The organism is Meiothermus sp. CFH 77666 (assembly GCF_017497985.1).
Lineage (GTDB): Bacteria > Deinococcota > Deinococci > Deinococcales > Thermaceae > Meiothermus.
Map to the genome: position 1 here is coordinate 1 of NZ_JAGDFV010000033.1, position 26,827 is coordinate 26,827.

The following is a 26,827-nucleotide window of genomic DNA, read 5'->3' on the forward strand; positions in this document are numbered from 1 at the left end:
GCCATCACCGTACTGAACTTGGCTTTACCGCTTGGTGGGCTTACCTCATCATCGCCCTGAACCTCATCGCTGCTTCCCCAGACCTGTGTATAGCTGACATCGTTTTGTGACTAGCACCAGTGATTATGTACGAACGGATGCAGAGCTTCCTTGAAGCCCGCCCTACCAGCGCTCAGTGGCAGCGCCTGGGGACAGTGCAGGAGGTGCTGCTCATCAGTGGGCGCATTCGCAATGGCACGGTCAGCCTCAACCCCCTTATGAAGATGCTGGCCGTCCCCGAGCCGCCCCGGCCCGGTGCGTATCGTTTGCGGCTCGATACGGCGGGGGGCCTGGTGGATGTTTCGTTCCAGACTGAGCAGGTGGAAGCACCCCACGGCCCCGGCCAGCCCCCCGAAGCCTCCTGGTCGGAGGAGCATTTCAGCTTTAGCCTGCCCGACCCCGGCCCCATACGGGGGTTGGAAATTGCCCAGGCGGGCAGCCCGCTATTTCAGCGTGCGGTGGAGCCCCGCTTGCATAGCCAGCATGCTTCGGAGGTGGGTTTGCTCGAGCAAAACGGCAAAATCACCCTCTCGTGGGTCAGTAGTGCCTATCCTTACGCCTCGGTGGCCCACCTGGGCAGCCAGCGCACCACCCTGGGGCTGTGGCTAACCGGCGGCGAGGCCACCCTCTCAACCGCAGGCCTGGAAGCAGGAGGCCGGCTCGAGGTCACACTATCCGACGGGTTCAACACCCAGCGTTTGGAGTTTATGCGGTAGACTAACCCACCAGCTGCTCCAGCTCGTCCACCATGCTTTTGAGCACCTCAAACCCCCGCTCCACCGGCTCGGGGCTGTGCATGTCAATCCCTGCGATTTTGAGCGCGTCCAGCGGGTAGACCGAGTCGCCCGCCTTCAGGAAGTCCAGGTAGCGCCGGGCCGCGGGTTCGCCCTGCTCGAGCACATCCCTTGCCAGCGCGTTGGCGGCGGCAATGCCGGTGGCGTACTGGTACACATAAAAGGGGCTATACAGGTGCGAGAAATGCATCCAGCCCGCGCCCAGCCGCTCTTTGTCCAGTTCTACTTCACCGCCATAGCCCTCGGCGAAGAGTTCGGCCAGACGCTCTATCAGGAAGGGTGCGGTCAGGGCGCCGCCTTTTTCGATGCGGGTGTACAGTTCCTGCTCGAAGCGGGCCAGGGTGGGCATCACAAACAGGTAGCGGTGGAAGTTGGCAAAAGCCTCCTCCAACACCGCCAATTTGTATTCGGGGGTTTGGGCCTCGCGCAGCAGCATGGCCCGCACCAGGGCCTGGTTGAAGTTGGAGGCTACCTCGGCAATGAAGAGGCTGTAGCGGGCATAGATGATGGGCTGGGTTTTGCGGGTGAAGTAGCTGTGCATGGAGTGGCCGAGCTCGTGGGCCAGCGTACTCATTGAAAACAGGTCGTCGGACCAGCTCATGAAAATATAGGGAAAGGTGCCCTTGAGCCCCGAGGAGAAGGCCCCGGCCCGCTTGCCCTGGTTCTGCCCCCAGTCCACCCAGCGCTCCTCAAACAGCCCCCGCCGCATGGGCTCTACGTATTCCTGTCCGAGTGGTTCCATGCCCCGGCAGATGGTCTCGGCGGCCTCCCAGAAGGTTATCTTGGGGCTTGGCACCAGCGGCGCGGGTGCGTCGTAGATGGGTACGTCGTAGCTGTGAAGCTGGCCGCCCATTGCTTTCTTACGAATGCGCCAGAAGCGGTGCCAGGTGGGTAGGTTGGCCTGGAAGGTGGCCAGCAGATTGTCGTAAACGGCCCGGGGGATGTTGTCGCCGCAGGTGCGACTCACGGCCAGGGCCATCTCGAGGCTGCTTTTGTAGCTCCTTGTGCGGGCCTGAAATGCAAAGCTCTTGACGCTGCCCTGGAGCGTGGCGGCCAGGGTGTTTTTGAAAGCCAGGTGTCCATCGGCATAGGACTCCCAGGCGGCCTTGCGAACGGCGGGGCTGGGGTGTACCAGCAGCTCACCGATGGTGCTGTGAGAGACCGGGAGGTGCTCACCTTCCTGCGTTACGGGCCTAAACTGCATGTCGGCGTTGGTGGCCGCATAGGCGGTAGCGGCGTGCCCCCCCAGAGGGTCGGAGACGGCGGCCAGCACGGCCTCGACCTCCTCGCTGCGGACGTGGGGCTGACGGGTCTGCAATGCTTCAAAGTAGTGCCGGTAGACCGCCAGGGCAGGCTCGCTCTGCATGAAGCGCTCCAGGGTTTCCGCTGGAATGCTTAGAATCTCCGGCTCGAGGTAGGCACCAGCTGCGGCCAGCCGCGTGACCACCGCGCGGGCTTCGCCGACCATGCGGGTGAAGGCGGGGTTGGCGCCATCGGTAGCGAGGTTCAAAGAGGCGTACTGAAAAACCTTCATGGCCTGCAACATGCGCGTTTCGTAGGTTTGCAGGGCTTGCAGCAGAAGCTGGGGCGATTCCCCCAGTCGTCCGGCAAAAGGCTTGACCTCCTCCACGGCACGGGCGGCCTCCTCGAGCGCCGTGCGCCACTCGGCCTCCGAGGCAAAGAGGGCCTCGAGGTTCCAGGTTTGCTCCCTGGGTAGTTCGGTTCTTTTGGGTAGGGCACTCATCTGGGCCATTCTACCCACAAACTGACCCTGCGGTCAGTCGGCCAGGAAGTCGCGGAACCAGCGCCCGCTGTCCTTCAAAATACGGCGCTGGGTGGGGTAGTCCACGTATACCAGCCCAAAACGCGGCCTGTAGCCCTCAGCCCACTCGAAGTTGTCCAGCAGACTCCAGTAAAAATAGCCCTCCACCGGCACCCCCTCCTGTTTGGCCCGCAGTAACTGGGCCAGGTGGGCCTGGATGAACTGAATCCGTTTGGGGTCGTGCACGCGCCCATCTTCTACCGCGTCGGGGAAGGCCGCCCCGTTTTCAGTGACGATGATACGCCGCACACCTTTGTAGGCGGCAAACTGCTTGAGCAAGCGATAGATGTTCTCCGGCCAGACCTCCCAGCCCATCTCGGTCAGCTCCCCGCTGCCGCGCTCGCCGTGCGGAATCTCCTGACCCCAGGTGCCTGGGGTAAAGAGGTCGAAGCGAACCAGTTGGCGGAAGTAGGTCTGCAGGCCGATAAAGTCGAAGTCGAAGGCCAGCTTCTCCATATCGCCGGGGCGGATGTAGCGCTGCAACAGACGCAAAAAGGGCATGGTTTTCCAGGGGTAGCCGAGCCCCAGGGCCGGCTCGAGGAAGAGTCGGTTGGCGATCACGTCGTAGTTGGCGGCGGCCATCCGGCTGAGCCAGGTAGGGCCGGCAGGCTGTACATAAGAGGCCGAGAAGGTGGTGCCAATCTGGGCGTCCGGCACGTGGGTGCGCAGAACGCGCCCCCCTTCGGCCTGGGCTAGGGCGGCGTGGTGGATGGCGGGCAAAAAGTTGCCAAAGCCCTTGCGGCCTGGGGCATGGGTGCCCTGCATGTAGCCCAGCGCGGTAAAAACCGTGGGCTCGTTGAGCACCATCCAGTGTTTGACCTTGTCGCCGAAGGCTTTGCTGCACACCTCCACATACTCGGCAAACCACCCCACGATGTCCCGGTTGGTCCAGCCCCCTTTGTCCTCCAGTACCTGCGGTAAGTCCCAGTGGTAGAGCGTGACCCAGGGTTGCAGACCGAGCTCGAGGGTGCGGTCTATCACCCGGTGGTAAAAGTCCAACCCTTTGGGGTTCACTTTGCCCGTTCCATCCGGCAAAATGCGTGGCCAGGCCAGCGAGAAACGGTTAACCTGCATGTTCATCTCGCGGATGAAGGCAATATCCTCGGGGTAGCGGTGGTAGAAATCGCAGGCCACATCGCCGTTTTCGCCGGTTTTGACCTTGCCGGGGGTGTGGGAGAAAGTGTCCCAGATGGAAGGGCTGCGCCCGTCCTCGTTTACCGCGCCTTCAATCTGATAGGCCGCCGTAGCGACACCCCACAGAAAACCGGGGCCGAAATCTTCTTTGCGGAAGGTTGTCACGGTTTCAATCTACTAAAGGAACCGACCCTTATCCACTTTTGTGCTGTTCTGGGGTATGGTGGGGGCTGTGGAAATCCGACCCGAACGCCCGGAGGAATACGCACGGGTGGAGCAAATCCACACCCTGGCCTTTGGGGGTCCACGGGAAGCCCGGGTGGTGGCCCTGGTGCGCCAGTCGCCCTTTTACCGGCCCGAGCTATCGCTGGTGGCGGTTGTGGAGGGTGAGCCCGTAGGGCACATTCTGTTTAGCGAGGTGGGGTTGCAGGATGAAACCGGCATCATGCGGAAGGGGGTGGTGCTGGCCCCTTTGGCGGTGCATCCAGCGTTTCAAAACCTGGGGGCGGGCAAACACCTGGTGGAAGCCGGGTTGGCGCGGCTGGAAGCCCTGGGGGCGCCGCTGGTGCTGGTGCGGGGCCATGCCCACTACTACCCCCGCTTCGGTTTTGTGCCCTCGGAGCAACTGGGCATCCGCCCGCCGTTTGCGGTAGCCCCCGAGGAATACATGGCCAAACCGCTCTCGGCTTACACCCCCGCGTACCGGGGCATCGTGCGCTACCCGGCAGCCTTTGCCGAGGTGGGCTACCCGGTGGAGTACGGGCTATAGGGGCACAACCTGTACCTGTGCGCCGACCGGGTCGGTAAGGGTCTGGGGGATCCGGCCCCGGAGGGCGATCTGGTAGGCAAGCAGTCCGGTAGCGTCTGCGGGGGCGGTGCGGCCCCGCGCCCACAGGTTGATGCCAATGTGATGATGGTAGCCATCGGCGGCCAGGAAGCGGGCGCCGGGGTAGTCGCCCTGCATCAGCTCCAGGCCCAGCCCCTCGTAGAACGTCTGGGCTTCGTCCAGTTCGCGCACGTGAAGGTGCAGATGCCCCAGGGTGGTCTCTGGGTCGAGCGGCTGGCTGTGCTTGGCTTCGGCAAGAAGGGCTTCCAGGTCAAGCGGCTCCGAAACCATGGCCAGCCGCCCGTCCCGGAAGGGCCACTCGAGCCGGGGCCGGTCGCGGTAGAGCTCGAGCCCGTTGCCCTCGGGGTCGGCCAGGTAGAGGGCCTCCGAGACGCCGTGGTCGGAGGCGCCCTGAAAGTGGGGGTAGCGGGCCTCCACCAGCCGCCGGAAAATAGCGGCCAGAGCGGCCCGGCTGGGCAGCAGCAAAGCAAAGTGGTAGAGCCCCAGGGTGGGCTGGGGGCGCAGGGGAGCGGTGGGCTCGTGCAACAGGGTAAGGGTGAATTTTCCGCCTGCAGGGGCCAGGTCGGTCTGGGGGCCCTGCTGGCGAAGAACCTCGAGGCCCAGCAAGCCCTGGTAGAAGGCCAGTTGGCGCTCGAGGTTCTGCACCCGCAGGGTCAGGCCGGTCAGCGACAGGGTAGGGGTTGGTGTCATGGTCTCATAATATCCAAAGTGCTATAAAATGTAAAGTATAAGATTCCCAGGATTTCGATATGCTGTCGGGATGCGTGTTTTTATAACAGGGGGAACCGGATACCTGGGTTCCGCGCTCTTGCGCCAGCGGCCCGGCCAGCCCTGGGTGCTGGGGGCCAGCTACGTTAGCGGCGCTCCTGCGCTGCCGGGGGTGGAGTGGGTTCGGCTGGATATTCGGGATGCAAAGGCGGTAGAGGCCACCCTGGCCCGGTTTCGCCCGGCGGTGGTCATTCACACCGCCTACAGCAAAGCTGGCCCGGAGGCGCTCGAGGCCATTACGGTGCAGGGCAGTGCCCACGTGGCCCAGGCTTGCGCGAAGCTGGGTGCACGGCTCATCCACCTCTCTACCGACCAGGTGTTCGACGGCGAGCGCCCGCCCTATGCCGAGTCGGCGCTGCCGAATCCCATCACCCCGTATGGCCGGGCCAAGCTCGAGGCCGAGCGGCGGGTGCAGGCCATCCTGCCCGAAGCAACCCTTGTCCGCACCTCGCTCATCTGGGGTCTGAACCCGTTGGACGTGACCAGCCAGATGGTGCTGGAGATTGCCGATGGAAAGCGGGCCGGGGGGCTTTTTGTGGACGAGTACCGCTCCTTCGTGTTTGTGGAGGATCTGGCCCAGGCCCTATGGGAGCTGGTTTCGCTCAACTTTCAGGGGGTGCTGCACTTGGGGGGCGCCGAGGTGCTGAGCCGGCTCGAGTTTGGTCGGCTGATCGCCCCCTTACACGGGCGCGACCCGGCCCGGCTGCCCGCACAGCGCCGTGCCGACTTCCCGGAGCCCCGCCCCGCCAACTGTGCCCTGGATAGCTCCCTGGCCCGGTCTTTGCTCCAGACCCGCCTGCGTGGGGTGCGCGAGGTCTTGCGGGGGCTGGGGCCAGTTCGCCAGCAGCCGTAGACCATCGGCAGGCTCTTGTCATTTGCCTGGGCATCGTCGTTGCAACCCCTCACCCGGCGGCAGCGGTTACCGCCAGAATGGTTTTATTTGGCAAAAGGAGCCCCAAACCAGCCGGCGGTATCGCCATCCTCTCTCGCAAGGGGAGAGGGAAAGGGGAAAACCATAAAAGCCTGGGCCATCGGCTATCCGCTATCGGCACCCTTTTCTCTCAGGTTATTCTGTGTCTCATGCGGAAACTTGGCGTAGACTTTGGCCTCTCCAATACCGATGTGGTGCTGGTGGAAAACGACCAGATTCTGGCCCACCAGACCCTAAAAACCGGCCCCGCCAGCCCGGAGGCGCTATTTGGGGTGCTCCAGCACCTGGACGTGCGGCCCTCTGAACTGGGGGCCGTTGCCAGCGCCGGAGGTCTGTCGCGCCACCTGCCGGATACCTTTGAAGGGCTGGCCATACAGAAAATCGGCGAGGCCCAGGCAGTGGGGCGGGGGGCGCTGGCCCTGTCCGGCCTGACCGAAGCCCTGGTGGTCTCGGCAGGCACTGGTACGGCCATGATTGCTGCTCGAGGAGCCGAAGCCCAGCACTTCACCGGCTCGGCGGTGGGGGGCGGCACCCTGCTGGGTTTGTCCCGGCTGCTCCTGGGCACTTCGGATCCGCTCGAGGTGGCCCGTCTGGCTGAAGCGGGCAACCCCAGCGCCGTGGACTCCACGCTGGTGGACGTGATTGGGGGGGGTATTGGTCACCTGCCGCCCGATGCCACCGCCGTGAACCTTGGTCGGCTGGTAGAAGGGGTGAACCCCAGCCGCGAGGATCTGGCGGCGGGCCTGGTGACGCTGGTGGGGCAGGTGATCGCCATGATTGCTATCAACGCCGCACAGGCTGCCGGCCTGCCGCAGATTGTGATTGTGGGGCATCTGCCCGACCTGAAGCCCATGCGCCAGGCGTTTGAGCGGGTCTGGTACTTTTACCAGATTGAGCCCCGGCCCCTCATTCCCCGCCTGCCTGGACTGGCCACCGCCTACGGCGCGGCCCTCTGTGCGAAGTAAAAACAAGCCGGGCCTTGCAGGGACGTTTGACATAAAAAGCCGTCGTAAACTGAAACCATGAAACCTCCCGAGGGCTTTTTCGCCCACCTGGAAGACGACAACAACTACGACAACCTCAAGCTGGTTTTGTCGGATGGGGTGGGGGAGGAGGTGCTCTGGCTCTCGGCGCTCGAGCTGGCCGAAGGTTTCGTGCACCTGGAGGAAGACGACCTGCTCGACCCCCACGAGTCGGCCTGGTCGCACGAGGCCGTTGAGGTGCCAGAAGTGCACATCTCGCCCTATGGCGTAGCCCGCCGCAGCCCCCGCCTCGAGGGCGCTTACCGCGCGGCCCAGGTCGAGCTCTACAACCCCTCCGGCCTCTTGCTGCTGCGCCGGGTGGTGGAGGATGGGGGCGATGTGCTCGAGATAACCACCCCCAACGGCTCGGTTTATACCTTCGACTACCAGCAGATCCGGGCTTACCTCCGGCTTTTGCTGCCCCACTAAGATGGGCGCATGCGCATTACCTCCCCCGCCAACCCACGCATCAAGGCTGCCGCACTTCTCAAGGAGCGCAAAGAGCGCGAGCGAACCGGGCTATTTTTGATAGAGGGCTCGAGGGAACTCGAGCGGGCCCTGGCCTCAGGCATCGAACTGGTAGAGCTTTACTGCGGTGAACACCTCGATCCCGACGAGGCGCGTCTGATTCAGTTCGAGAGGTTCGAACCGGCGCACGTGGTGGAAGTCTCCGAGCCGGTGCTAAAAAAGCTCAGCACCCGGGAGAACCCGGCGGGTGTGGTGGCGGTGGGCCGAATGCCCAGTCCTTCCCTGGCTGGCTTCAAGCCTCCCCGAAACGCCCTGCTGCTGGTGGCGGTGGGGCTGGAAAAACCCGGCAACCTGGGAGCCCTGCTGCGCTCGGCCGACGCCGCCGGGGCCGATGCGGTGCTGGTGGTGGGCGGGGTGGACATCTACAGCCCCCAGGTGATTCGCAACTCCACCGGGGTGGTTTTTTCGTTGCCCACCTTTGCGGCTCCAGAACAGGCAGTGCTGGACTGGCTGGAAGAGCACCAGATGCCCCTGGTAGCCACCACCCCCCACACCGACCAGGTTTACTGGGATGCCGACTTGCGGGGGCCGGTGGCCATTGTGCTGGGGCCCGAGCACACCGGGCTGGGTGAGGGGTGGCTGAAGCGGGCCAGACTGAAGGTTCGGATTCCCATGCAAGGCCAGGCCGATAGCCTGAACGTTTCGGTTACGGCGGCCTTGATGCTCTACGAGGCCAGAAGACAGCGCCGAACTACTGACTAGGGTCTATTCCAATCCGAATCGGTGCTCCCAGGTACCTGGGTTGTCGGTTCAAGAGCAGGTCCAGCACCATCTGCACCCGGGCCAGCGGTTCGCGGAAGCGGGTGTTGGAGTTGAACCCCTCGGGCGGGTTCGGGGCGTTATAGCCAATGGCCTCGAGGCCCCGATACCGGGCAATAAACACCGCCCGCTGGTTGTGGAACTGCTGCGAGATGATGGTGAAGCGTTGCTCCCCAAAAACCTCCCTGGCCCGTACCACCGAGTCCAGGGTACGAAAACCGGCATAGTCGCGGTAGATGCGCTCCTTGGGAACCCCCAGGGCCATAAGGGCCTCGCGCATGGCCGAGGGCTCGTCGTAGTAGGGACTGCTGTTGTCCCCGCTCACCAGCAGGTAATCAACTTTTCTGGCCTGGTACAGCCTTGCGGCGGCCTGGATGCGGCCCACAAAGTAGGGGTTGGGCTTGCCGCGAACGGTGGTGGGGCCGGTACCCAGCACCAGCCCCACCCGGTTGTAGGGAACCTGATTGAGGTTTGTGTAAAGCCAAGGCTGGCTCGAGCGCTCCACCCAGGCATTGATTCCGAATACAAGGAGGGGAATGGACAGTACCAGCAGTCCGACTATCCAGGCTAGGTATCGAAATAGACCACTCCAGCGCACTTTTCTAGTATAGTCCCGGCTCAGAACTTGATATTAGAAGACTCAAGTGTTTTGGGTCTTGTAGCCTAGCCCTCTTGACATTCTCATGGATAAGCCGGAATAATATCATTCCGGGTTGACACTCTAAACCCACGACTGTCAATCAGCTCAAAAGGAGGAAGTCTCTATGGCAACAGCAACCATGCTCAGACCCCTCGGTGACCGTGTGGTGGTCAAGCGCATCGAAGAAGAAGCCAAGACCAAAGGTGGCATCGTGCTGCCCGATACTGCCAAGGAAAAACCCCAGAAGGGTAAGGTGATTGCCGTGGGTAGCGGGCGGGTGCTGGACAACGGAACCAAGCTGCCCCTGGAAGTCAAGCAGGGGGATACCGTAGTCTTCGCCAAGTACGGCGGTACCGAGATCGAGATTGACGGGGAAGAGTACATCATCCTCTCCGAGCGTGACCTGCTGGCAGTGATGTAAATAAGAGCCGATAGCGGATAGTCCATAGTCAATGGCAAAAACCCCAAAAGGCTATTAGCTATTTGCTATACGCAAAACAGAAAGGAGCACAACCATGGCAAAAATGCTGGTTTTTGATGAAGCCTCCCGCCGCGGCCTCGAGCGCGGCATGAACGCGGTAGCCAACGCCGTGAAGGTAACCCTGGGCCCCCGTGGCCGCAATGTGGTGCTGGAGAAGAAGTTCGGTAGCCCCACCATCACCAAAGACGGGGTGAGCGTAGCCAAAGAGGTGGAGCTGGAGGATCATCTAGAGAACATCGGCGCCAAGCTGATGATCGAGATCGCCTCCAAGACCAACGACATCACCGGTGACGGCACCACCACCGCCACCGTGCTGGGCCAGGCCATCGTGCGCGAGGGTTTGCGCAACGTGGCTGCGGGGGCCAACCCGTTGGCGCTGAAGCGCGGCATTGAAAAGGCCGTAGAGGTGGCGGTCAAGAGCATCCAGGAGCTGGCTGTGCCCGTCAACGACCGCAAGGCCATCTTTGAAGTGGCCAGCGTCTCGGCCAACAACGACGCCGAGATCGGCAACCTGATCGCCGACGCCATGGAGAAGGTGGGCCGTGAGGGGGTCATCACCGTCGAGGAGTCCAAGAGCCTGGACACCGAGCTCAACTTTGTGGAGGGGTACCAGTTCGACAAGGGCTACATCTCCCCCTACTTCGTCAACAACCCCGACGCCATGGAGGCCCAGCTCGACGACCCCTACATCCTGATCACCGAGAAGAAGGTCTCCAACGTACGCGAGCTGCTTCCCGTGCTGGAGCAGGTGGCCCAGACCGGTAAGCCCCTGCTGCTTATCGCCGAGGACGTGGAGGGTGAGGCCCTGGCTACCCTGGTGGTCAACCGCCTGCGTGGCACCTTGAACATCGCGGCTGTCAAGGCTCCGGGCTTCGGCGATCGCCGCAAGGAGATGCTCAAAGACCTGGCAGCCATCACCGGCGGCACCGTAATCAGCGAGGAGCTGGGCTTCAAGCTGGAAAACGCCACCCTCTCCATGCTGGGCCGCGCCGAGCGCGTCCGCATCAACAAGGACGAGACCACCGTGGTGGGCGGCAAGGGCAAGAAGGAAGACATCGAGGCCCGCATCAACGGCATCAAGAAGGAGCTCGAGACCTCCGATAGCGAATACGCCAAGGAGAAGCTGCAAGAGCGCCTGGCCAAGCTGGCCGGTGGGGTGGCGGTAATCCGCGTGGGGGCTGCTACCGAAACCGAGCTCAAGGAGAAGAAACACCGCTACGAGGATGCCCTCTCAACCGCCCGCGCTGCAGTGGAGGAAGGCATCGTGCCGGGCGGTGGCGTGGCCCTGCTGCGCGCTGTGCCTGCCATCAAGAACCTGCTCAAGGAACTCGAGGGCGATGAAGCCACCGGCGCCAAGATCGTGCTGCGGGCCATCGAAGAACCCGCCCGCCAGATTGCTGCCAACGCCGGTTACGAGGGCAGCGTGGTGGTGAACAACATCCTGAGCAAGAAGGAGAAGAACTACGGCTTCAATGCTGCTACCGGCGAGTACGGCGACATGATGGAGTGGGGCATCGTAGACCCGGCCAAGGTCACCCGCACCGCTCTGCAGAACGCTGCTTCCATCGGCTCGCTGATCCTCATGACCGAGGCCGTGGTGGCCGAGAAGCCCGAAGAGAAGAAAGCCCCCGCCGCACCCGCCGGCGGCATGGGCGGCGACATGGACTTCTAAACCCGGCTCTATATAGAACACCCAGCCCCTTGGGGTTGGGTGTTTTGCTATTCAGTTGATTCCACACAGAAGGCTGAAGTCTTAATCAGTCGGTAATGCTATGTGACGCTGTGATTAACGCAGGAAACCTTGTTCTGAACGCAAAAATCACTATGAGAAGTGATGAACCGGGGCTTGTTAGCACTTGCACAAATAGAACTCTAATGATATTTTCACCCGCAGGAGGTTGTTCTTGTGAAAAAACTTTTCTTTGCTGTAGTTGCTCTTTTTGTCCTTGCCGCTCCTGCCTTTGCTCAGTTCAGTGTTTCGGCTGCACTCGAGGCCACCTACAAACAAGACTTTGCTCCCAATCTTCGCTGGGGTGTAGATGCATCCTTGGACACTACCCTCACCCCAGCTTTCGGTCTGGGTGCGACGGTTACCCCCTACCTGCGCTACCGTGTGGTACTGGTAGATGACAAGGCGCTTAACGTGGCAGCGTTTGCCCGTCTGAACGTTCCTATTGGTGTGAGCTTTGTGCCTTCGCCGGTTGACTTCTCAGTGAGCCTTTCCCCCCGAGCCGGGCTTGACCTGTCTTACAAGCTCTCCGAGAGCCTCGAGTTGCTCTCGCGTTTGCAGCTTGCCTTCCCGATCTCCTTGGTTCCCTCGACTAGCGTCGGCTACGGGCTATCCATCCCCTATATTGAACTAGACTACTATGCAGGCGATTTGACCCTGTATGGGGGTACGTCCTTCACTCTGCTTCCTTCCGCGGGCTGGGGTGGCTTGTACGCTGGAGCGCTCTATAACTTGAGTGAGAAGATGTACGTGCAAGGAGAACTTAGCGCTGGTTCAGGTGGAGACTTTAGTGCGATTGGTTTGCTTCTTAAGCTGAGCATCGCACTGGACTAAGTATCTCCACATAGAAACGTAGCGCGTTGAGAAAGGGTGATTCACGAGGCCGCGCCGTTGCAAACCCCTTCACACTTAGGCACGTAATTCCTGGCGCGTACCCAAACCCCGCTTATAGATGAGCGGGGTCTTTTTTTGGCTTTTCTTCAGCCCTAACTCACCTTTTCTTGCCAAATCGCAAGGGCCTCGAGGGCCGGTTGAAGAGACTGCCCCACTGGGGTAAGGGCGTACTCTACCCGTGGGGGTACTTCGTGGTACTCGGTTCGGCGAATCAGACCCAGCTCCTCGAGTTCCTTTAGTCGTAGCGATAGGGTTCGTGGGGGTAGGCTGGTGACTTGCTGCAATGCGCCAAATCGCATGGAGCCGCCTTGGAGCGAGCGCAGAATAGTGTATACCCCCCGCTGACCTAACAACTCGAGTACAGCCTCAAGGGGTTTTTCCGCAGTTTTAATCATGCTTAAAGGGTACGCGTGCTTTTTCCAGATCAGGTATATCAGCATTACAAAGCGACCATATGGTCGTTTCGGAAAAAAATCCAGTAAATTGAACAGAGCTCGAGGGAAGTTGCAACACGATTGCAACTAACGCAAAATAGGTATTGTTCTACAAAAAGGCCACCCCAAAACATTAAGGCAAATGTTAGCCCAGGCTACAGACCTGAGCGCCCTACAAATCTTGATTGCTACTGAGCGGCGGGCTCCAGCAAATACCGTCGCCCCCAGCGGTCTATGGCTTCGATTACTGCCTGCAAGGCTTGCCCGGCCTCGGTCAGGGCGTAGCTGGTGCGCGGAGGCATGGTGGAGTGGATGGTCTTGGAGATGATGCCCAGATGCTCGAGCTTTTCTACCCGCTGAGCCAGGGTAGCCGGATTGCAGCCGCCTACAGCCCTGGAAAGCTCGTTAAAACCTTTGGGGCCATCCAACAAGCTGCGAATGATATGCAAAGTCCATTTTTCCTGCAAGACATTAATGGCTTCGTAGACCGGACAAAAGCTGTGGTCTACTTCAGAGGTTTCAGAGGTAATAGGCCTAGCCATGTCGTTGTCATTTTAGCATATTTACTTTCTTTGCCCTAACGCTTGACAATACATATTGCTATGAAATACTATGCGCTTGTTGGTCTGAAGTTATAAACCCGGATCAGACCCAAGGAGAACAACAATGAACTGGAAACTCGATAGCAGCCACACCACCGTCGCTTTTGCCGTCAAGCACATGGGTATCTTCACCGTTCGCGGCCAATTCAAAAAGATTGCAGGCAGCATTCAGGCCAGCGAGCAGGGCGTGCCCAGCAAAATTGAGGTCACGATTGATGCGGCCAGCATCGAGACCGGCGAGGCCCAGCGCGATGCCCACCTGCGCTCCCCCGATTTCCTGGACGCCGAGCAGTACCCCGAGCTTCGCTTTGTGAGCACCCAGATTGAAGCCCTGGGCGGAAATCAGTACCGAATTCACGGCGATCTGACCATACGCAACGTCACCAAGCCGGTGGTGCTCGAGGCCGAACTCAGCGCCCCGGTCAAAGACCCCTGGGGTCTGACCCGCACTGGAGCGACCGCTACCGGCGTTCTCAACCGCAAGGACTGGGGCCTGACCTGGAACCAGGTACTCGAGCTAGGGGCTTTGCTGGTGGGGGAAGAGGTTCGGTTCACCATCGAGGTACAGGCGGTTGCCGAGCAGTCCGCGGTTGCAGCCTGATGCCGTTTGCCTGGTGGGGGCAACCTCGAGGTTGCCCCCTGGTTATTAGTGCTTTGGTTGGCAGGGCCTGCTGCATTTGCCCTGAATCGCTCATGGTCTTGATTTACACAGCTTTTGGGAAACCGGGCGGTATTCTGGTGAACGCAGTGCTCGGCAGGCCCAACGGGAGGCTTAGTACATAGCAACGCCCAGGTTTTCCCCAAGCCACCGGCATGGCTGCGTTTTTGAGGCATCCTTGATGCGCAAAGTCACAGGAATTCATCACATCACCGCGATGGCAGGCCACCCGCAGCGCAACCTGGAGTTCTATACCGGGGTGTTGGGGCTGCGCCTGGTCAAGGTAACGGTCAACTTCGACGACCCCGAAACCTACCACTTCTACTATGGCGATGGGCTGGGCCAGCCCGGCACCATCCTGACCTTTTTCCCCTGGCAGCGGGCCCTGGCCGGACGGGCGGGGGTACATCAGGTGGCGATTATCAGCCTGGCCATTCCCCTGGAAAGCCTGGGCTACTGGATGCACCGCCTGATGGAAAAGGGGGTTGGGTATGAAGGCCCCCAGCGCCGCGAAATTGTCGGCCCCAGCGGTCTGGAAGAAGTCAAGGTACTCACCCTCCGGGACCCCGATGGTATTGCAGTAGAGCTCGTAGCGGCTTCCAGCGTATCCACCATTCAATACTGGGCCCTGGCCCCGGTACCGGAGGAATATGCCATTCGGGGTATTTTTGCAGCGCAGATGTGGGTGCTGCGGGCAGAACCTTCGGTGCAGCTGCTCGAGGAGCTGGGGTACCGGGTGCTGGGTCAGGTGGACACCATTACCTATCTGGGCCCGTCTGTGGAAGAACCCTCCTGGGGCCGTATCGAGGTGCGCGAAACCGGCCAGTTCATGGCCGCCAAAGGGGGCGTGGGTACGGTACATCATGTTGCCTTTCGTGTACCGGACGATGAAACCCAGCAAGCCCTGCGTGAGCAACTCCAGCGCCAGGGGGTTCGGGTGACGGCGGTGCAGGATCGCCAGTACTTCCGCTCCATTTACTTTCGCGAGCCGGGAGGGGTGTTGTTTGAGATTGCCACCGATACGCCTGGCTTTACCTACGACGAACCCTTTGAGCGCCTCGGGACCAGCCTGCGCCTGCCCGCCTGGCTCGAGCCCGTCCGGGCTCAGCTTACGCAAAGGCTGCCGGCCATTCCCTATGCAACACCTCTACCGGAGCAATCCCCAGAGCAGGTTTCGGTAACCTCGAGTCAAGCCCAGGATGATGCACAGGACTCGTCCAGCGCCCCGACTCCAGGCCAGTAGTGCGCTCTTCAAATATTGAGCGCCTCCGTCTTCAAGAAAACTCTGCCATGAAGAGAGCTAGGATCGCCTGGATGGACGGTCATGTCGGTGAAGAGCTTTGTTAACCAACGTGAGATGCCTTTAGCCGACGGGGGCGTTTGCTCTTGCTAGGAGGCGAGTTGGTTGCCCTTAGCCAACGGACGTTTGGCGTTACTGCCGAATCCACATAAACTCCCTCTCCCTTGGTTCAAACTGCAAACCGCCCTAGACTGGGTCTATGGACTTCGACTTTGCCCAACTGCACCCCCAGGAGCGCTACAAGCTCCTGACCGGGCTGATCGTGCCGCGTCCCATTGCCTGGGTGACCAGCCTGGGGGCAGGCGGCCAGGTCAATGCCGCTCCCTTCAGTTTCTTCAATGCCATGGGCTCTGACCCGGCTTTGCTGGTCATCGGCGTGGGCAACCACCCAGAGCGCCCCAAAGACACCGCGGCCAACATCAAACGCAGTGGTGCTTTTGTGGTCAACCTGGTGAGCGAGCCCCTGGCCGAAGCTATGAACCTGACCGCCACCGAGTTCCCAGAGGAGATTAGCGAGGTTGAGGTGGCCGGGTTGCAAACCGCCCCCTCGGTGCACGTGCCTGTTCCCAGGCTGGCCCAGGCTCCGGCGGGGTTCGAGTGCAGGCTGCATTCGGTGCTCGAGGTTGGCCGCAACCGCCTGGTGATTGGCGAGGTGCTGGGGGCTTTTGTCCAGGAACACCTGCTGGCTGACGTGAAAAAGCTGCACCTGAAGACCGCCGAGCTTGGCCTGATTGGACGCATGGGAGGCCGCGGAGGGTATGTGCGCACCACCGACCTGTTCGAGATGCCCCGGATTAGCTACGAGGCATGGAAGGAGAAAAATCGGTAGCCCCTAGACGTCCCTCCGCCTGGCTCCGGTCCTCCAGGCCAGGTGCTCGGCAATGCGGGGAAACCAGCGGGCCAGCAGGTCGAAGGCGTGTAACTGCCAGGGCACAAACATCATTCGGGCATCCTGCTCGAGGGCCCGCACAATGCCCAGGGCCGCTTGCTGCGAGGTAATTTCAGGAATCAAGCGCCCAATCCGGGGGATGCGACGCTCGGTATCGGTGTTGCGGGTGAAGTACTCGGAGTCGCTGATTTTGCCCGGAAAAAAAGCACACACCTGGAGTTTGGTGTAGTAAAGGTCTGCGCGCAGGGCTTCGGTGAAGCCGTTCAGGGCCCAGCGGGCAGCGATATAGCCAGTCGCCCCCGGCCAGACCAGCCGGCTGGCCGGTGAGCAGACCGAAAGAATAAACCCCCGGTTTTGCTGCAACATGGCGGGCAGAAAGACCCGCGTCAGGTAGGCCGCCGCAAAGTACGGGGTGTCCATCAGGCGCTGAAGGTCCTCGAGGGGGGTTTCGTCCAGGAAGCGCCACTCGCCGGCCCCGGCGCTGTGAATCAGGATGTCTGGCGTACCCAGCTCTTGCAGCACCCACTCACCCAGGCGCAGGGCCTCCCGGGGCTGGCTGAGGTCGGCGGGAAAGGCCCAGGCCTGCCCGCCTGAAGCACGTATTTGACCCTCGAGCTGTTCCAGGGTCTGCGCCCGTCGGGCTACCAGCACCACCCGGGCGCCGCGCCGGGCGAGCTCGAGCGCACTGGCTTTGCCAATGCCGCTGCTGGCCCCGCTGATCACGCAAAGGCTTCCGGGAATGTTCATAGCTCAATCAGAGTGTACTCGAAGGCATTGACGACCCGTACCCCCTCGGGGCTGGTGTATTCACGTTTGGGCTGGGCCTCGTACAGGTGGATGTGACCGTGGACATGAATTCTGGGGCGGTAGAGGCGGTGGAATAGCCCCAGCGCGGTACTGCCCCGGTGGGCGAAGTCTTTGCCTGCATGGGGGCCAGGGGGTGGGGCGTGGGTGAGCAGAACATCCACCCCATGTCCCTTCAACAGGCGGCGGCCCATCAGCACCGGATACCACGATAAAAAACGGCTCTGGGCTTCGGCTTCGTTGTACTGCCCAATATCGCGGTTGTTGTAGCGGGGGCAGCCCCCCCAGCCTGCAATCCGCAGGCCCGCCACCTCCACGATGCGCCCGTGGGCCTTGATGGCACCGCCCGGCGCGGTCAGGTTGCCCAGATAGTCCTGTACGTATTCTTCTTTGTGGTTGCCGTGCACATAGACCACCGGTACCCGAACCTTGGTCGCTACAAACTCGATGTAGCTACCCGGTAAATCACCCGCCATGAGTACGAGCTCAAAGGGGGGCAGATTGTTGGGAAAGCGCTCCTGATAGATGAAGGGGTGAATCTGGTCGGAGAGCGCTAGTATACGCATTGAAGGGTTCTCCTGAATGCGGCTGGTGGAATCAGGGTGAGTGAATTACCAGGCTTGGGCATAGATCGATACCAGACAAAAGTTTCTCTCGCCTTAGTTGCGGAGCACCGAGGGGAGGCTGAGGACTTCCCGTGCGGAGTTTTACAGACTGCCATTGGCGTAAAACGCAATCGTAAGGCATTTGGCTTGGGTATAGTCTAAACACCGGAAGCCGTTTGTCAAAGCCGAAAAGGCCCTGTAACTGGGTCAAACGCAAAGTCGCTTACCTGGTAAAAACGCCGAAACGAGATGGGCCTAACCTCGAAGTCCATCCCTACCGGGTAGGGGTGGGTAGAGCGGGGTAGACTCCGCGCCAGACAGCGTAACCGCCAATAGCATGGACGACCTCATCGTAGTTGCTGTGTGCAGGCTCTTATCATTTGCATAAACATTGTCGTTGCAAACCCTCACCCGGCGACAGCGGTTACCGCCAGAATTGTTTTATTTGGCAAAAGCAGCACCAAACTAGCCAGCGTTGTTGCCACCCTCTCCCACAAGGGGAGAGAGAAAGGGATAACGATAAAAGCCAGATGCTGCGTGCCGGTTCTTGGCCTCGATTCACGCGCACTCGAGGTTCAAATGGCCTGGTGATTTGCTTGATTTGGCTTTAGTATCGGCAGGATGAAGCCGACCATTCCTGCCATTGGGCTGGTAGCAAGGCCGGTGCACCGGGTTTGGGGTGGAACGCGCCTGGCTGAAAGACTGGGTCTCTCAAGCGAGGAACCCATTGGAGAACTCTGGCTGGCCTACGACCAGAACACCATTCGTTCGGAGCCGTTGGCAGGCCGAACCCTGGCCGATGCCCTGCCCGAACTGGGCCCCGACTTCATCGGCAAGGTGGCTTATAGCAAGTATGGCCTCGAGCTGCCCCTGCTTATCAAGTTCCTCGATACCGCCGAGTGGCTCTCGGTGCAGGTACATCCGGACGATGCCTACGCCCACACCGTAGAAGCTGCCAGTGGTTTTCACGGCAAGACCGAAGCCTGGTACATCCTCGAGGGCGAGGGCGAAATAGTCTATGGCCTGCGGGAGCCGATGAACCGCGAAAACCTGGCCAGGGCCGCCCAGGACGGTACCCTCTGGGACGGGCTTCGGCGGGAGTGGGTGGTTTCCGAGCAGGTAATCCCCGTACCCGCAGGCACCATTCACGCCCTGGGGCCCGGCCTGCTGCTCTACGAGGTACAGCAGCGCTCCGACCTGACCTACCGCCTCTACGACTATGGGCGGCCCCGCGAACTGCACCTGGAAAAAGGGCTGGACGTCGCCAAACGAACCCCCACCCCGCTGCCCCACCCGATCCCTCTCCCCGCCCATCACAAGGAAATCTTGCTGGCCTGCGAGGCGTTTGTGCTCGAGCGCTACCACCTGCGCGGCAGACAGACCCTGCGCGCCCCCGACGAGAGTTTCTTGCTCCTGACCTTGATTGTGGGAGGGGCAGAATGGCAGGAAGGGTCGCTCTCATGGGGCGATACCCTGCTCATCGGCGCTGGACAGGTCGTCGAACTTACCGGGCGGGCGCAGTTTTTGGGGGCCTTCATGCCCCCTTCTGACTGGCTGGACTGGTATCCAAACTCGCTACGGGTTTCATAAGGCGGGTTTATCGTTTCTGGCCAGCAATTTGCTAGCATAATGTCATGCTTCAGTACGACCAGCTACCCCTTGGGAGCCCCCTGATTGACGCCGCCCTGCCCGACCTTTCGGGCCAGGTGGTCAGGCTCTCGGCCTTCAGCGAACCTTTTCTGGCGGTGATGTTCATATGCAACCACTGCCCCTACGTCAAGGGCTCCATCCAGGAGATTGTTTCGCTGGCCCACAAATACCAGGGGAAGGTCGCCTTCGCGGGCATCAACTCCAACGACTACGAGCGCTATCCCGAAGACGCCCCGGAGGTCATGCGCTCTTTTGCCCAGACCCACCAGTTCAACTTCCCCTACCTGCTCGACAAGACCCAGGAGACCGCCAAAGCCTACAAAGCCCTTCGCACCCCCGAAGTGTTCGTCTTCGACCAGAACCGCAAGCTGCGCTACCACGGGCGGGTGAACGACACGCCCAAAGACCCCACTACCGTCACGGAACACACCCTGGATCGGGTGCTGGCGGCGCTGGTAGCGGGCCAGGAACCGCCCGTTACCGAGGCCAACGCCATTGGCTGTACCATCAAGTGGAAACCCGGCAACGAACCCACCGTGCGGATCGGTTGAGGCCGGGTCGGAAATAAAAAGCGGCGGGGAAGGCCCGCCGCCAACACATTTCGCCAGGTTATTCGTGGGGCAGGTCGTAGGTCTCGAGGGCCTCACCCCAGGCTTTGCTCATGCGGAAGCCATCCCAGATGGCCTTGACCGAGCTTTTGACTGGCGGGCGGCTCAGAATCAGCATGGCGGGGCGGGTCAGACGGCGGCTCGAGCTGGGGTGCTGGCCCATTGGGGCGCTGTTGGTTTGAATCAGGGTGGTCTCCACGGTAATCCCTCCTTGGCTATCAGGGTAGGGCAAACCGTGTTTATTTTGTAAAGGCCAGTGGCACAACATTTACACGCCGTGAAAGATATACACAAATACGACTACACGATATTCTTTGTACATAACATCATTATACACAAAAAGTGAACCTCGGCAGTGTAATGACCCACAACAGTACTCAGCATACCGCCGTAATGTCACGGGGCTACTCCAAACCTTTCGCCGAAGAGGCTCAAAATGGCTAGGCTGGCTGCTTGCCAAAGCGCTTCTGGATGTACTCCTCCACCATCCCCATAAACTCCTCGGCGATGTGGTCACCCTTGAGGGTGGTGGCAAGCTGTCCGTCAATGTAGACCGGTGCGCGAGGGGCCTCGCCGGTGCCGGGCAGTGAAATCCCAATGTCGGCGTGCTTGGACTCGCCGGGGCCGTTGACCACACACCCCATCACCGCCACCTTGAGGTTTTCCACCCCAGGGTACTGGGTCTTCCAGACCGGCATCTGGGCACTCAGGCGCTTCGATACCTGCAAAGCCAGTTCCTGGAAGAAGGTGCTTGTGGTGCGCCCACAGCCGGGGCAACTGGCCACGCTGGGGCTGAACTGGCGTACCCCTATGGACTGCAGAATTTCCAGGGCCACCTCCACCTCTTTGGTGCGGGGCTCGCCGGGAGCCGGGGTAATGGAGACCCGGATGGTATCGCCAATGCCCTCGGCCAGCAGGGGAACCAGGCCCGCCGTGCTGGTCACGATACCGCTCACGCCCATGCCGGCTTCGGTCAGCCCCAGGTGCAGGGGGGCATTGGTGCGTTTGGCCAGTTCGCGGTAAACCCACCACAAGTCAGGTGCGTTGGAAATCTTGGCCGAGAGGATAATTTTGTCTTCGGTCAGGCCATACTTGAGGGCCCACTCGTAGCTGCGTACCGCCGACTCCACAATGGTCTCGAGCGTAACCTGGTGGGCGTCTTTGGGTTCGGGCAGGGCGGCGTTGGCGTCCATCATTTCATCCAGCAAGCCCGCATCCAGCGAACCCCAGTTCACCCCAATACGAACCGGCTTGCCATACTCCACCGCCACCTCGCACATGGTTTTGAAGTTGGGGTCCTGTTGCTTGCCCTTGCCCACCGTACCGGGGTTTATGCGGTATTTGTCCAGCGCCAGGGCCATCTCGGGGTATTTACGCAACAGGATATGCCCGTTGAAATGGAAATCGCCCACCAGGGGCACATCCACCCCGAGGTCGGCCAGCCTGCGTTTGATTTCAGGTACGGCCTTGGCGGCTTCGTCGTTGTTGACCGTCATACGCACGACCTCAGAGCCGGCTCTGGCAAGCGCCCAGACCTGGCCCACGGTGGCCTCGATGTCGGCGGTGTCGGTATTGGTCATGGATTGCACAACGACCGGATGGTCGCCCCCTTTGGGCACCTTGCCCACCCAGACGGTGGGGGTCTTGCGGCGGTTCACTACCATGCTTCCAAGTCTAATATGGTCGGGTCAGGTAAAAAGTAGATCAGGGTGGGGGTTGACCGAGCCTCGCGGCACAGGTCGGCGGGGTGAGTAGATTTAGCTTGAAGGGAATGCTCGAGGAAGGCAGTTTGCAGCAACTTGGTTTATCTTTGAGGCGTTATGGCGATTCAGGTAGGAGACCCACTTCCCGACGTTACCGTTTACAACACCTCAGCAGAAGCCCTCTCGCTGGCCCAACTGGTGCAGGGTAAGCCGCTGGTGTTGCTTTTTTTCCCGGCAGCCCACACCCGCGTCTGCGAAAAGGAGCTGTGCACCTTCCGCGATGGGCTGGCCGAGTACAACCAGCTCGGAGCCGAGGTCTACGGCCTGAGCGTGGATACCCCCTGGACGCTGGGGGCCTATGCCCGGTCGCTGGGTCTGGCCTTTCCCTTGCTCTCCGACCACAACCGGGAGGCCACCAGGGCATTTGGCCTCGAGATCAGCCTGCGTGGCCTGCCCGGCTTCTCTCAACGGGCCGCCTATGTGGTGGATGCCACAGGCCGTATTGCCTGGGCCTGGGTTGCAGACGTGCCCGCCCAGGAACCGCCCTACGAAGAGGTAACTGCGGCAGTGAAGGCCTTGTCGGTATGACCCTGGCCTGACGGGCAAGCGTGGATTGGTCAGATGTTGATAGTCTATAGCCTATTGTCAATGGTTGACTGCCTAAAGTTAGGAGACTATCGACCGTAGACCATAGACTATTGACCCTAGCTTCAAAGCAGCTCGAGCTTGGGCCACCCCAGCAGCAAATCCTGCTCGGTGAGGGCTTCGCCTTCGGCCTCGGGGGTCCAGGCCACATAGGCAGCCAGGGTGTTGGTAGGGCTCGAGGAGGCCAGGGCCATCAGGGCCTGCCGGGCGCCCTCGCGCCTGAGAGGGGTGGGAACGGGGGGTAGACTACCACTCACGGCCAGTAACAGCGTCACCAGAATATAGCGCCCATCGGGCTCGGCTTTGGGCTGGTATCCGGCCTGCACGACCTCCTTGCCTTCGAAGTGTCGGTAGGTTTCCAGGAACTCCGAGCGGGTCTCGGTTAGCCAGGTATCGAACTGTCCCTCGGCTTTCTGGAGGCTGCCCGTCCATACTTCATACATGCCAAATCGCCACCCGGCCTGATCGCGCAACAACATTACGGCGGCGTTATCGATCAGATCGGCCAGACCGCGCACACTCTCGGTATCGGCAGCCTGGGCCATGTGGCGGAGGTTGGCTTGCAACTCAGGGGTAAACAGCGTGGCTAGCCGAAGCCGGGCCACCGTGCTTTCGGGCTCGCCACTTGCACCGATGCCGCTTCCCGCTCGCTGTAAGCCGCGAATCATGGAAAAGCTCACCAGAATGATGCCCCCAATGAAGAGCAGGGCCACCAGATCGAAGCCATAGCCGGTGCCCGGATTGATGTAGATGGGAGGGCGGGTACTGGGGTAACTGGGATAGCTGGGATAGCTGGGAGGGTAGTAGTCGCGGGGGTAGGTGGGGTAGGAGGGATAACTCCTTGGGGTTGGGAGGGGCAGGGAAGGGGAGGGGGAGGGGTTAACCCTGGGAATGGAGGGGGCGGGGCGGGGTGTGGAGAATCCACCCCGGCCCCCAACGCCGCCGCCGCTCCGCTGGGCCAGGGCTCCATTCCAACCAGGCCAGGAGGTAGGTATCCAGGTGGTTCCAGTTGGCAGGAGGGCTAGAGCCCACAGCAACAGCAGTATCCAAACCCCGGTAAATCTCATCTACATCAGCATACGCCATTGTGTTGGAGGTTCTTATTGCTATTATCGGATTCACTAAACTTGATATAGTAAGACTCATGTGTTTTTTGTGTGGTGTCACAAGTTGAGTGCTGTTGAATGGTGAGCCAAGGTTGTAAAATTGCGATATAGTTGGGGAATCCTGATGAACGAAAAAACTGACAAGCCCAGCACACATCTTCCCGATGCCCTCCCGGTATGTCCGGTGCGCGGCTCGGTGATCTATCCCAGCATGGTGATGCCCATTGATGCGGGCAGACCCATTTCGATTCGTGCGATTGATGCGGCTTTAGCCCAGGAACGGGTCATTCTGATTGTCAGCCAGCGTGACAAGGAGGTTGAAGAACCGGGCCCCGACGACCTATACGATGTGGGTACCGCTTGCAACGTGCTGCGGATGCGCAAAAACGCCGACGGCTCGGTGCAGATGCTGGTACAGGCATTTGCTCGGGTGCGGGTTCAGCAGTACCGCAAGGCGGATGGGTACCTGGAAGCCAGCGTGGTGCGGCTGCCCGAGGTGGAGGGTAAGGCCACCGAGGTTCGGGCGCTGTTCCGCGAAGTCAGGGAGCGCTTTGAAAACCTGCTAAGAGAAGGTAAGTATCTCTCGCCAGAGGTGGCCCAGTTTGTGTTAAACCTCGAGGATCCCTCGCTATTGGCCGACTACATTGCCTTTCACCTCGAGTTCAAGCTGGAAGACAAACAGCGGATTCTGGCGACCCCTTCGGTGGTGGATCGCCTCAAGCGCATAGCCATATTGCTGGATGCTGAGCTCGACCTGATGGAGACCCAGCGCCGAATCCAGCAGCAGGTCAAGGAAGAAATAGACAAAAACCAGCGGGAGTTCTACCTGCGCGAGCAGATGAAAGCCATCCAGCGTGAGCTGCACGGCGAAGAGGGCGAGATGGAGGTGGAGGAGTTCCGCGCCAAGATTGCGGCCCTCCAACTGCCCCAGAGCGTGCTTTCCGAGGTAGAGCGCGAGCTCTCGCGCTTTGCTCGGATGCACCCCGACTCCGCCGAAGCCAGCGTGGTGCGAACCTACCTGGACTGGATTACCAACCTCCCCTGGAATACCCGAACCGAGGATCAGATTGACCTCAAAGAGGCCAAACGAATCCTGGACGAAGACCACTACGGCCTGGAGAAGGTCAAGGATCGCGTGCTGGAATACCTGGCGGTTCGCAAGCTGAAGCTGGAACGCCAGAAAAGCGGTGAGATTCCCCTCGAGGAGGTCTCCAAGGGGCCCATTCTGCTCTTTGTGGGGCCGCCGGGGGTGGGCAAGACCTCGATTGCCAAGTCCATCGCTAAAAGCCTGGGACGCAAATACCACCGCATCTCGCTGGGGGGTGCTCGTGATGAGTCTGACATTCGCGGTCACCGCCGCACCTACATTGGGGCTATGCCGGGCCGCATCATTCAGGGAATGCGCCAGGCGGGCAGCAAGAACCCCGTCATTCTACTGGACGAAGTGGACAAACTGGGCGCCTCCTACCAGGGCGACCCCGCCGCCGCCCTGCTCGAGCTTCTCGACCCCGCGCAGAACAAGGAGTTCACCGACCACTACCTGGGGGTGCCCTTCGACATGAGCGAGGTGCTCTTCATCTGCACCGCCAATTTTCCAGAAAACATTCCGGGGCCGCTCTACGACCGCATGGAGCTGATCGAGTTTACCAGCTACATCGAGCAGGAGAAGCTCGAGATCGCCAAGCGCTACCTGCTGCCCCGCCAGCTCAGCGAAAATGGCCTCAAAGAAAATCAGGTGGTGATTACCGAAGCCGCCCTGATGCGCCTGATTACCCACTACACCCGCGAGGCCGGGGTGCGGAACCTCGAGCGCGAGATCGGCGCGCTGTTGCGTAAGTCGGCCCGGGCTATTCTGGAAAGCGGTAAAAAGCGGGTTCGCATTACCGAGGGCGACCTGGAGAAATACCTGGGCCCGGCGCGCTTTCAGCCCGAGTCCGAAGCCCGTACCCCGCAGGTGGGGGTGGCTACCGGGATGTTCTACACCCCGGTGGGGGGCGACATCATGTTTATCGAAGTCTCGGTCATGCCGGGCAAAGGCAACCTGATCCTGACCGGGCAACTCGGCGATGTGATGAAAGAATCGGCGCGGGCGGCGCTTTCTTATGCCAAGAAGAACGCCCAGCGCTTTGGGATCCCCCTCGAGAAGTTCGACAACTCCGATGTGCACATCCATGTTCCGGCGGGCGCGGTGCCCAAGGAAGGCCCCTCGGCGGGCATTGCCATTACCGCGGCCCTGGTCTCGGCCCTGGCCGAAGTGCCGGTGCGCAACGATGTCGCCATGACCGGCGAAATCACCCTCACCGGGCGGGTGTTGCCCATTGGGGGGGTCAAGGAAAAGGTGCTGGGCGCACGCCGGGCGGGTATCCGCGAGGTGATTTTGCCAAAGCAAAACCAACCCGACCTCTCGGATATTCCCGCTTATCTGCGCCAGAACCTCAAGTTTCACTTTGCCGAAACCCTGGACGAGGTGCTGAACTGGACGCTGGTAGGGGGCCTGGCAGCCCTCGAGGGCAGAACCGTTGCCATTACCCCCAAAAAGGCCCGCCGAAGCAAGGTACAACCGGTAGCCAGGGCCTAGTGCAGTGTCCTATAGGTGATTATTCAGCCCGAAGAGGAAGTTCCCTAGAAGGCTCACCAACCAGTCTCTCAAGCGAACCGCCGTCATTGCGAGGAGGCCAGAGGCCGACGAAGCAATCCAGAGAAGCCTTACTAAACGATTTGCTGGGTAGGGTGAACTGGATTGCTTCGCATCCTGCGGATGCTCGCAATGCCAGTTAGAGGGAAAAGTCAAGTGGCAGGGGAAGTAGGAGCGGTTGATGGGGTGAGATAAAACTCAGGAAAAGCCAGTTTGGGGTCGTAGGGGAGGTTGTTCTTGAGGATGAAAAAGGTGATGCGAAGGAGCTTGCGGGCAATTATAAGCAAGGACTCGACATGGGAACGGGATTGTTTTTTGAGTTGCTGGTAGTAGCGCTGGAAATCGGGGTAGTTCTGGGCAGCCCCCCAAGCCGCCGAGTAGAGCCGTTTGCGTAGGTAGGGATTGCCCCGTTTAGTCAGCTTGCCTTTACCGACCCATTTACCGCTCTGACGCACCGAGATGTCCATACCGGCGAAGGCAATCCACTGTTTGGGATATTCACAGTTGGTGTCAAGCAACTGGCTCAATAAAGCGGCTACCCAGGGAGAGAAACCAGGGACAGTTTGCAGCTTTTGGGTCAACTGGGATTGCTGGGTTTGAGCCAAGATCAGGGTTTGGATTTCACGTTCGAGCAAATCAAGCTGCTTGGCTAAGGATTTGACCGTGGTGACAAGCTGTTGTTCAGCTTCGGAGAGTTGAAAGTTGAGTTGCTCTTGAAAATGCCGATAATCCTTCAAGGTGGCCATAAGCGCTTGTAGTTTCTTCTCCATTGAGGCGATCAAACCCATTTTCTGCCGCAG

The 26,827-nt window shown here is 60.6% G+C and carries 28 protein-coding genes; 16 read left to right on the plus strand and 12 right to left on the minus strand.

Translation table 11 applies throughout. The features are described 5' to 3' along the window. The first annotated feature begins 125 nt into the window (after nucleotides 1-125). Nucleotides 126-755 carry a hypothetical protein gene (locus tag J3L12_RS14195; RefSeq protein WP_208015740.1) on the plus strand — a complete coding sequence of 210 codons (630 nt, stop codon included), beginning with the start codon at nucleotides 126-128 and terminating at the stop codon, nucleotides 753-755. 1 nt (nucleotide 756) lies between these two features. Here the strand turns inward: J3L12_RS14195 and pepF are convergent, their stop codons facing one another. Beyond that, nucleotides 757-2,577 carry an oligoendopeptidase F gene (pepF, locus tag J3L12_RS14200; protein WP_243455268.1) on the minus strand — a complete coding sequence of 607 codons (1,821 nt, stop codon included), beginning with the start codon at nucleotides 2,575-2,577 and terminating at the stop codon, nucleotides 757-759. 33 nt (nucleotides 2,578-2,610) lie between these two features. After that, entirely contained in the window at nucleotides 2,611-3,954 is a 1,344-nt protein-coding gene (locus J3L12_RS14205) for a GH1 family beta-glucosidase (RefSeq protein ID WP_208015713.1), read from the minus strand. A gap of 67 nt (nucleotides 3,955-4,021) precedes the next feature. On the opposite strand from J3L12_RS14205, the gene J3L12_RS14210 reads away from it, so the two are divergent. After that, nucleotides 4,022-4,558 carry an N-acetyltransferase gene (locus tag J3L12_RS14210; RefSeq protein WP_208015714.1) on the plus strand — a complete coding sequence of 179 codons (537 nt, stop codon included), beginning with the start codon at nucleotides 4,022-4,024 and terminating at the stop codon, nucleotides 4,556-4,558. Here J3L12_RS14210 and J3L12_RS14215 read toward each other — a convergent pair. Further along, the gene (locus J3L12_RS14215; RefSeq protein ID WP_208015715.1) at nucleotides 4,553-5,326 is read right to left on the minus strand and encodes a VOC family protein; all 774 of its coding nucleotides are present in this window, start codon (nucleotides 5,324-5,326) and stop codon (nucleotides 4,553-4,555) included. The two genes, J3L12_RS14210 and J3L12_RS14215, sit on opposite strands and share 6 nt — an antisense overlap. Nucleotides 5,327-5,396: 70 nt before the next feature. On the opposite strand from J3L12_RS14215, the gene J3L12_RS14220 reads away from it, so the two are divergent. The 4 genes from J3L12_RS14220 (at nucleotide 5,397) to J3L12_RS14235 (ending at nucleotide 8,587) form a co-directional block, all read left to right on the plus strand. Next, nucleotides 5,397-6,257 carry an SDR family oxidoreductase gene (locus J3L12_RS14220; RefSeq protein WP_208015716.1) on the plus strand — a complete coding sequence of 287 codons (861 nt, stop codon included), beginning with the start codon at nucleotides 5,397-5,399 and terminating at the stop codon, nucleotides 6,255-6,257. A gap of 227 nt (nucleotides 6,258-6,484) precedes the next feature. Continuing rightward, nucleotides 6,485-7,300, plus strand: coding sequence for a Fumble domain-containing protein (locus J3L12_RS14225; RefSeq protein WP_208015717.1), 816 nt, complete (start codon nucleotides 6,485-6,487; stop codon nucleotides 7,298-7,300). A 57-nt stretch (nucleotides 7,301-7,357) separates the two neighbouring features. Further along, nucleotides 7,358-7,786 carry a hypothetical protein gene (locus J3L12_RS14230; protein WP_208015718.1) on the plus strand — a complete coding sequence of 143 codons (429 nt, stop codon included), beginning with the start codon at nucleotides 7,358-7,360 and terminating at the stop codon, nucleotides 7,784-7,786. A gap of 9 nt (nucleotides 7,787-7,795) precedes the next feature. Then, nucleotides 7,796-8,587 (plus strand): RNA methyltransferase, encoded by a 792-nt coding sequence (locus J3L12_RS14235; protein ID WP_208015719.1) that lies wholly within the window; start codon nucleotides 7,796-7,798, stop codon nucleotides 8,585-8,587. Here J3L12_RS14235 and J3L12_RS14240 read toward each other — a convergent pair. Then, nucleotides 8,577-9,149 (minus strand): ElyC/SanA/YdcF family protein, encoded by a 573-nt coding sequence (locus tag J3L12_RS14240; protein ID WP_208015720.1) that lies wholly within the window; start codon nucleotides 9,147-9,149, stop codon nucleotides 8,577-8,579. The genes J3L12_RS14235 and J3L12_RS14240 overlap by 11 nt on opposite strands. A gap of 274 nt (nucleotides 9,150-9,423) precedes the next feature. On the opposite strand from J3L12_RS14240, the gene groES reads away from it, so the two are divergent. From groES to J3L12_RS14255, 3 genes are all read left to right on the plus strand, one after another. Continuing rightward, a complete protein-coding gene (groES, locus tag J3L12_RS14245; RefSeq protein ID WP_208015739.1) occupies nucleotides 9,424-9,705 on the plus strand; it encodes a co-chaperone GroES in 282 nt (93 codons plus the stop codon). A gap of 94 nt (nucleotides 9,706-9,799) precedes the next feature. Next, entirely contained in the window at nucleotides 9,800-11,437 is a 1,638-nt protein-coding gene (groL, locus tag J3L12_RS14250) for a chaperonin GroEL (RefSeq protein ID WP_208015721.1), read from the plus strand. Between the two features lie 234 nt (nucleotides 11,438-11,671). Then, entirely contained in the window at nucleotides 11,672-12,328 is a 657-nt protein-coding gene (locus J3L12_RS14255) for a hypothetical protein (protein WP_208015722.1), read from the plus strand. 152 nt (nucleotides 12,329-12,480) lie between these two features. Here J3L12_RS14255 and J3L12_RS14260 read toward each other — a convergent pair whose 3' ends face one another. Together J3L12_RS14260 and J3L12_RS14265 are read right to left on the minus strand one after the other, a co-directional pair. Then, complete coding sequence (locus J3L12_RS14260; protein WP_347708908.1) at nucleotides 12,481-12,828, minus strand: helix-turn-helix domain-containing protein; 348 nt, start codon at nucleotides 12,826-12,828, stop codon at nucleotides 12,481-12,483. Nucleotides 12,829-13,010: 182 nt separating this feature from the next. After that, nucleotides 13,011-13,364 carry a helix-turn-helix domain-containing protein gene (locus J3L12_RS14265; RefSeq protein WP_208015724.1) on the minus strand — a complete coding sequence of 118 codons (354 nt, stop codon included), beginning with the start codon at nucleotides 13,362-13,364 and terminating at the stop codon, nucleotides 13,011-13,013. 124 nt (nucleotides 13,365-13,488) lie between these two features. On the opposite strand from J3L12_RS14265, the gene J3L12_RS14270 reads away from it, so the two are divergent. The 3 genes from J3L12_RS14270 (at nucleotide 13,489) to J3L12_RS14280 (ending at nucleotide 16,211) form a co-directional block, all read left to right on the plus strand. Beyond that, a complete protein-coding gene (locus J3L12_RS14270) occupies nucleotides 13,489-14,025 on the plus strand; it encodes a YceI family protein (protein ID WP_208015725.1) in 537 nt (178 codons plus the stop codon). A gap of 238 nt (nucleotides 14,026-14,263) precedes the next feature. Next, nucleotides 14,264-15,325: a ring-cleaving dioxygenase gene (locus J3L12_RS14275; RefSeq protein WP_208015726.1), complete on the plus strand. Its 1,062-nt coding sequence runs from the start codon at nucleotides 14,264-14,266 to the stop codon at nucleotides 15,323-15,325. 256 nt (nucleotides 15,326-15,581) lie between these two features. Beyond that, the gene (locus tag J3L12_RS14280; protein ID WP_208015727.1) at nucleotides 15,582-16,211 is read left to right on the plus strand and encodes a flavin reductase family protein; all 630 of its coding nucleotides are present in this window, start codon (nucleotides 15,582-15,584) and stop codon (nucleotides 16,209-16,211) included. A gap of 3 nt (nucleotides 16,212-16,214) precedes the next feature. Here the strand turns inward: J3L12_RS14280 and J3L12_RS14285 are convergent, their stop codons facing one another. Then, nucleotides 16,215-17,018 carry an SDR family NAD(P)-dependent oxidoreductase gene (locus J3L12_RS14285; protein WP_208015728.1) on the minus strand — a complete coding sequence of 268 codons (804 nt, stop codon included), beginning with the start codon at nucleotides 17,016-17,018 and terminating at the stop codon, nucleotides 16,215-16,217. Further along, the gene (locus tag J3L12_RS14290) at nucleotides 17,015-17,641 is read right to left on the minus strand and encodes a metallophosphoesterase (protein ID WP_208015729.1); all 627 of its coding nucleotides are present in this window, start codon (nucleotides 17,639-17,641) and stop codon (nucleotides 17,015-17,017) included. The genes J3L12_RS14285 and J3L12_RS14290 overlap by 4 nt, the downstream gene beginning before the upstream one ends. 660 nt (nucleotides 17,642-18,301) lie before the next feature. On the opposite strand from J3L12_RS14290, the gene J3L12_RS14295 reads away from it, so the two are divergent. Then, nucleotides 18,302-19,270, plus strand: coding sequence for a type I phosphomannose isomerase catalytic subunit (locus J3L12_RS14295; RefSeq protein WP_208015730.1), 969 nt, complete (start codon nucleotides 18,302-18,304; stop codon nucleotides 19,268-19,270). Between the two features lie 44 nt (nucleotides 19,271-19,314). Next, entirely contained in the window at nucleotides 19,315-19,881 is a 567-nt protein-coding gene (locus J3L12_RS14300) for a thioredoxin family protein (protein ID WP_208015731.1), read from the plus strand. 58 nt (nucleotides 19,882-19,939) lie between these two features. On the opposite strand, the gene J3L12_RS14305 is transcribed toward J3L12_RS14300, so the two are convergent. Together J3L12_RS14305 and ispG are read right to left on the minus strand one after the other, a co-directional pair. After that, nucleotides 19,940-20,137, minus strand: coding sequence for a hypothetical protein (locus J3L12_RS14305; protein WP_208015732.1), 198 nt, complete (start codon nucleotides 20,135-20,137; stop codon nucleotides 19,940-19,942). Between the two features lie 241 nt (nucleotides 20,138-20,378). Further along, nucleotides 20,379-21,602, minus strand: a complete 1,224-nt coding sequence (ispG, locus tag J3L12_RS14310) for a flavodoxin-dependent (E)-4-hydroxy-3-methylbut-2-enyl-diphosphate synthase (RefSeq protein ID WP_208015733.1) — start codon at nucleotides 21,600-21,602, stop codon at nucleotides 20,379-20,381. Nucleotides 21,603-21,758: 156 nt separating this feature from the next. On the opposite strand from ispG, the gene J3L12_RS14315 reads away from it, so the two are divergent. Continuing rightward, entirely contained in the window at nucleotides 21,759-22,229 is a 471-nt protein-coding gene (locus J3L12_RS14315; RefSeq protein WP_208015734.1) for a redoxin domain-containing protein, read from the plus strand. A gap of 122 nt (nucleotides 22,230-22,351) precedes the next feature. Here J3L12_RS14315 and J3L12_RS14320 read toward each other — a convergent pair whose 3' ends face one another. Further along, on the minus strand, nucleotides 22,352-23,353 hold the full coding sequence (locus J3L12_RS14320; protein WP_208015735.1) for a DUF1517 domain-containing protein: 1,002 nt from the start codon (nucleotides 23,351-23,353) through the stop codon (nucleotides 22,352-22,354). A gap of 163 nt (nucleotides 23,354-23,516) precedes the next feature. Between J3L12_RS14320 and lon the strand changes: the two genes are divergently transcribed. Continuing rightward, entirely contained in the window at nucleotides 23,517-25,970 is a 2,454-nt protein-coding gene (gene lon / locus J3L12_RS14325; RefSeq protein ID WP_208015736.1) for an endopeptidase La, read from the plus strand. A 209-nt stretch (nucleotides 25,971-26,179) separates the two neighbouring features. On the opposite strand, the gene J3L12_RS14330 is transcribed toward lon, so the two are convergent. Continuing rightward, the coding region (locus J3L12_RS14330) for a transposase (RefSeq protein ID WP_208015737.1) at nucleotides 26,180-26,827 on the minus strand (648 nt) is incomplete at its 5' end.

Excerpts from the sequence above, each read along its gene's own strand:
- groL (WP_208015721.1), top strand. The coding sequence starts at position 9,800 with ATGGCAAAAATGCTGGTTTTTGATGAAGCCTCCCGCCGCGGCCTCGAG.
- J3L12_RS14290 (WP_208015729.1), bottom strand. The coding sequence starts at position 17,641 with ATGCGTATACTAGCGCTCTCCGACCAGATTCACCCCTTCATCTATCAG.
- ispG (WP_208015733.1), bottom strand. The coding sequence starts at position 21,602 with ATGGTAGTGAACCGCCGCAAGACCCCCACCGTCTGGGTGGGCAAGGTG.
- J3L12_RS14195 (WP_208015740.1), top strand. The coding sequence starts at position 126 with ATGTACGAACGGATGCAGAGCTTCCTTGAAGCCCGCCCTACCAGCGCT.
- J3L12_RS14225 (WP_208015717.1), top strand. The coding sequence starts at position 6,485 with ATGCGGAAACTTGGCGTAGACTTTGGCCTCTCCAATACCGATGTGGTG.
- J3L12_RS14270 (WP_208015725.1), top strand. The coding sequence starts at position 13,489 with ATGAACTGGAAACTCGATAGCAGCCACACCACCGTCGCTTTTGCCGTC.
- J3L12_RS14280 (WP_208015727.1), top strand. The coding sequence starts at position 15,582 with ATGGACTTCGACTTTGCCCAACTGCACCCCCAGGAGCGCTACAAGCTC.
- J3L12_RS14315 (WP_208015734.1), top strand. The coding sequence starts at position 21,759 with ATGGCGATTCAGGTAGGAGACCCACTTCCCGACGTTACCGTTTACAAC.
- lon (WP_208015736.1), top strand. The coding sequence starts at position 23,517 with ATGAACGAAAAAACTGACAAGCCCAGCACACATCTTCCCGATGCCCTC.
- J3L12_RS14230 (WP_208015718.1), top strand. The coding sequence starts at position 7,358 with ATGAAACCTCCCGAGGGCTTTTTCGCCCACCTGGAAGACGACAACAAC.
- groES (WP_208015739.1), top strand. The coding sequence starts at position 9,424 with ATGCTCAGACCCCTCGGTGACCGTGTGGTGGTCAAGCGCATCGAAGAA.
- J3L12_RS14285 (WP_208015728.1), bottom strand. The coding sequence starts at position 17,018 with ATGAACATTCCCGGAAGCCTTTGCGTGATCAGCGGGGCCAGCAGCGGC.
- J3L12_RS14265 (WP_208015724.1), bottom strand. The coding sequence starts at position 13,364 with ATGGCTAGGCCTATTACCTCTGAAACCTCTGAAGTAGACCACAGCTTT.
- J3L12_RS14220 (WP_208015716.1), top strand. The coding sequence starts at position 5,397 with ATGCGTGTTTTTATAACAGGGGGAACCGGATACCTGGGTTCCGCGCTC.
- pepF (WP_243455268.1), bottom strand. The coding sequence starts at position 2,577 with ATGAGTGCCCTACCCAAAAGAACCGAACTACCCAGGGAGCAAACCTGG.
- J3L12_RS14215 (WP_208015715.1), bottom strand. The coding sequence starts at position 5,326 with ATGACACCAACCCCTACCCTGTCGCTGACCGGCCTGACCCTGCGGGTG.
- J3L12_RS14320 (WP_208015735.1), bottom strand. The coding sequence starts at position 23,353 with ATGAGATTTACCGGGGTTTGGATACTGCTGTTGCTGTGGGCTCTAGCC.
- J3L12_RS14295 (WP_208015730.1), top strand. The coding sequence starts at position 18,302 with ATGAAGCCGACCATTCCTGCCATTGGGCTGGTAGCAAGGCCGGTGCAC.
- J3L12_RS14260 (WP_347708908.1), bottom strand. The coding sequence starts at position 12,828 with ATGCTGATATACCTGATCTGGAAAAAGCACGCGTACCCTTTAAGCATG.
- J3L12_RS14300 (WP_208015731.1), top strand. The coding sequence starts at position 19,315 with ATGCTTCAGTACGACCAGCTACCCCTTGGGAGCCCCCTGATTGACGCC.
- J3L12_RS14235 (WP_208015719.1), top strand. The coding sequence starts at position 7,796 with ATGCGCATTACCTCCCCCGCCAACCCACGCATCAAGGCTGCCGCACTT.
- J3L12_RS14275 (WP_208015726.1), top strand. The coding sequence starts at position 14,264 with ATGCGCAAAGTCACAGGAATTCATCACATCACCGCGATGGCAGGCCAC.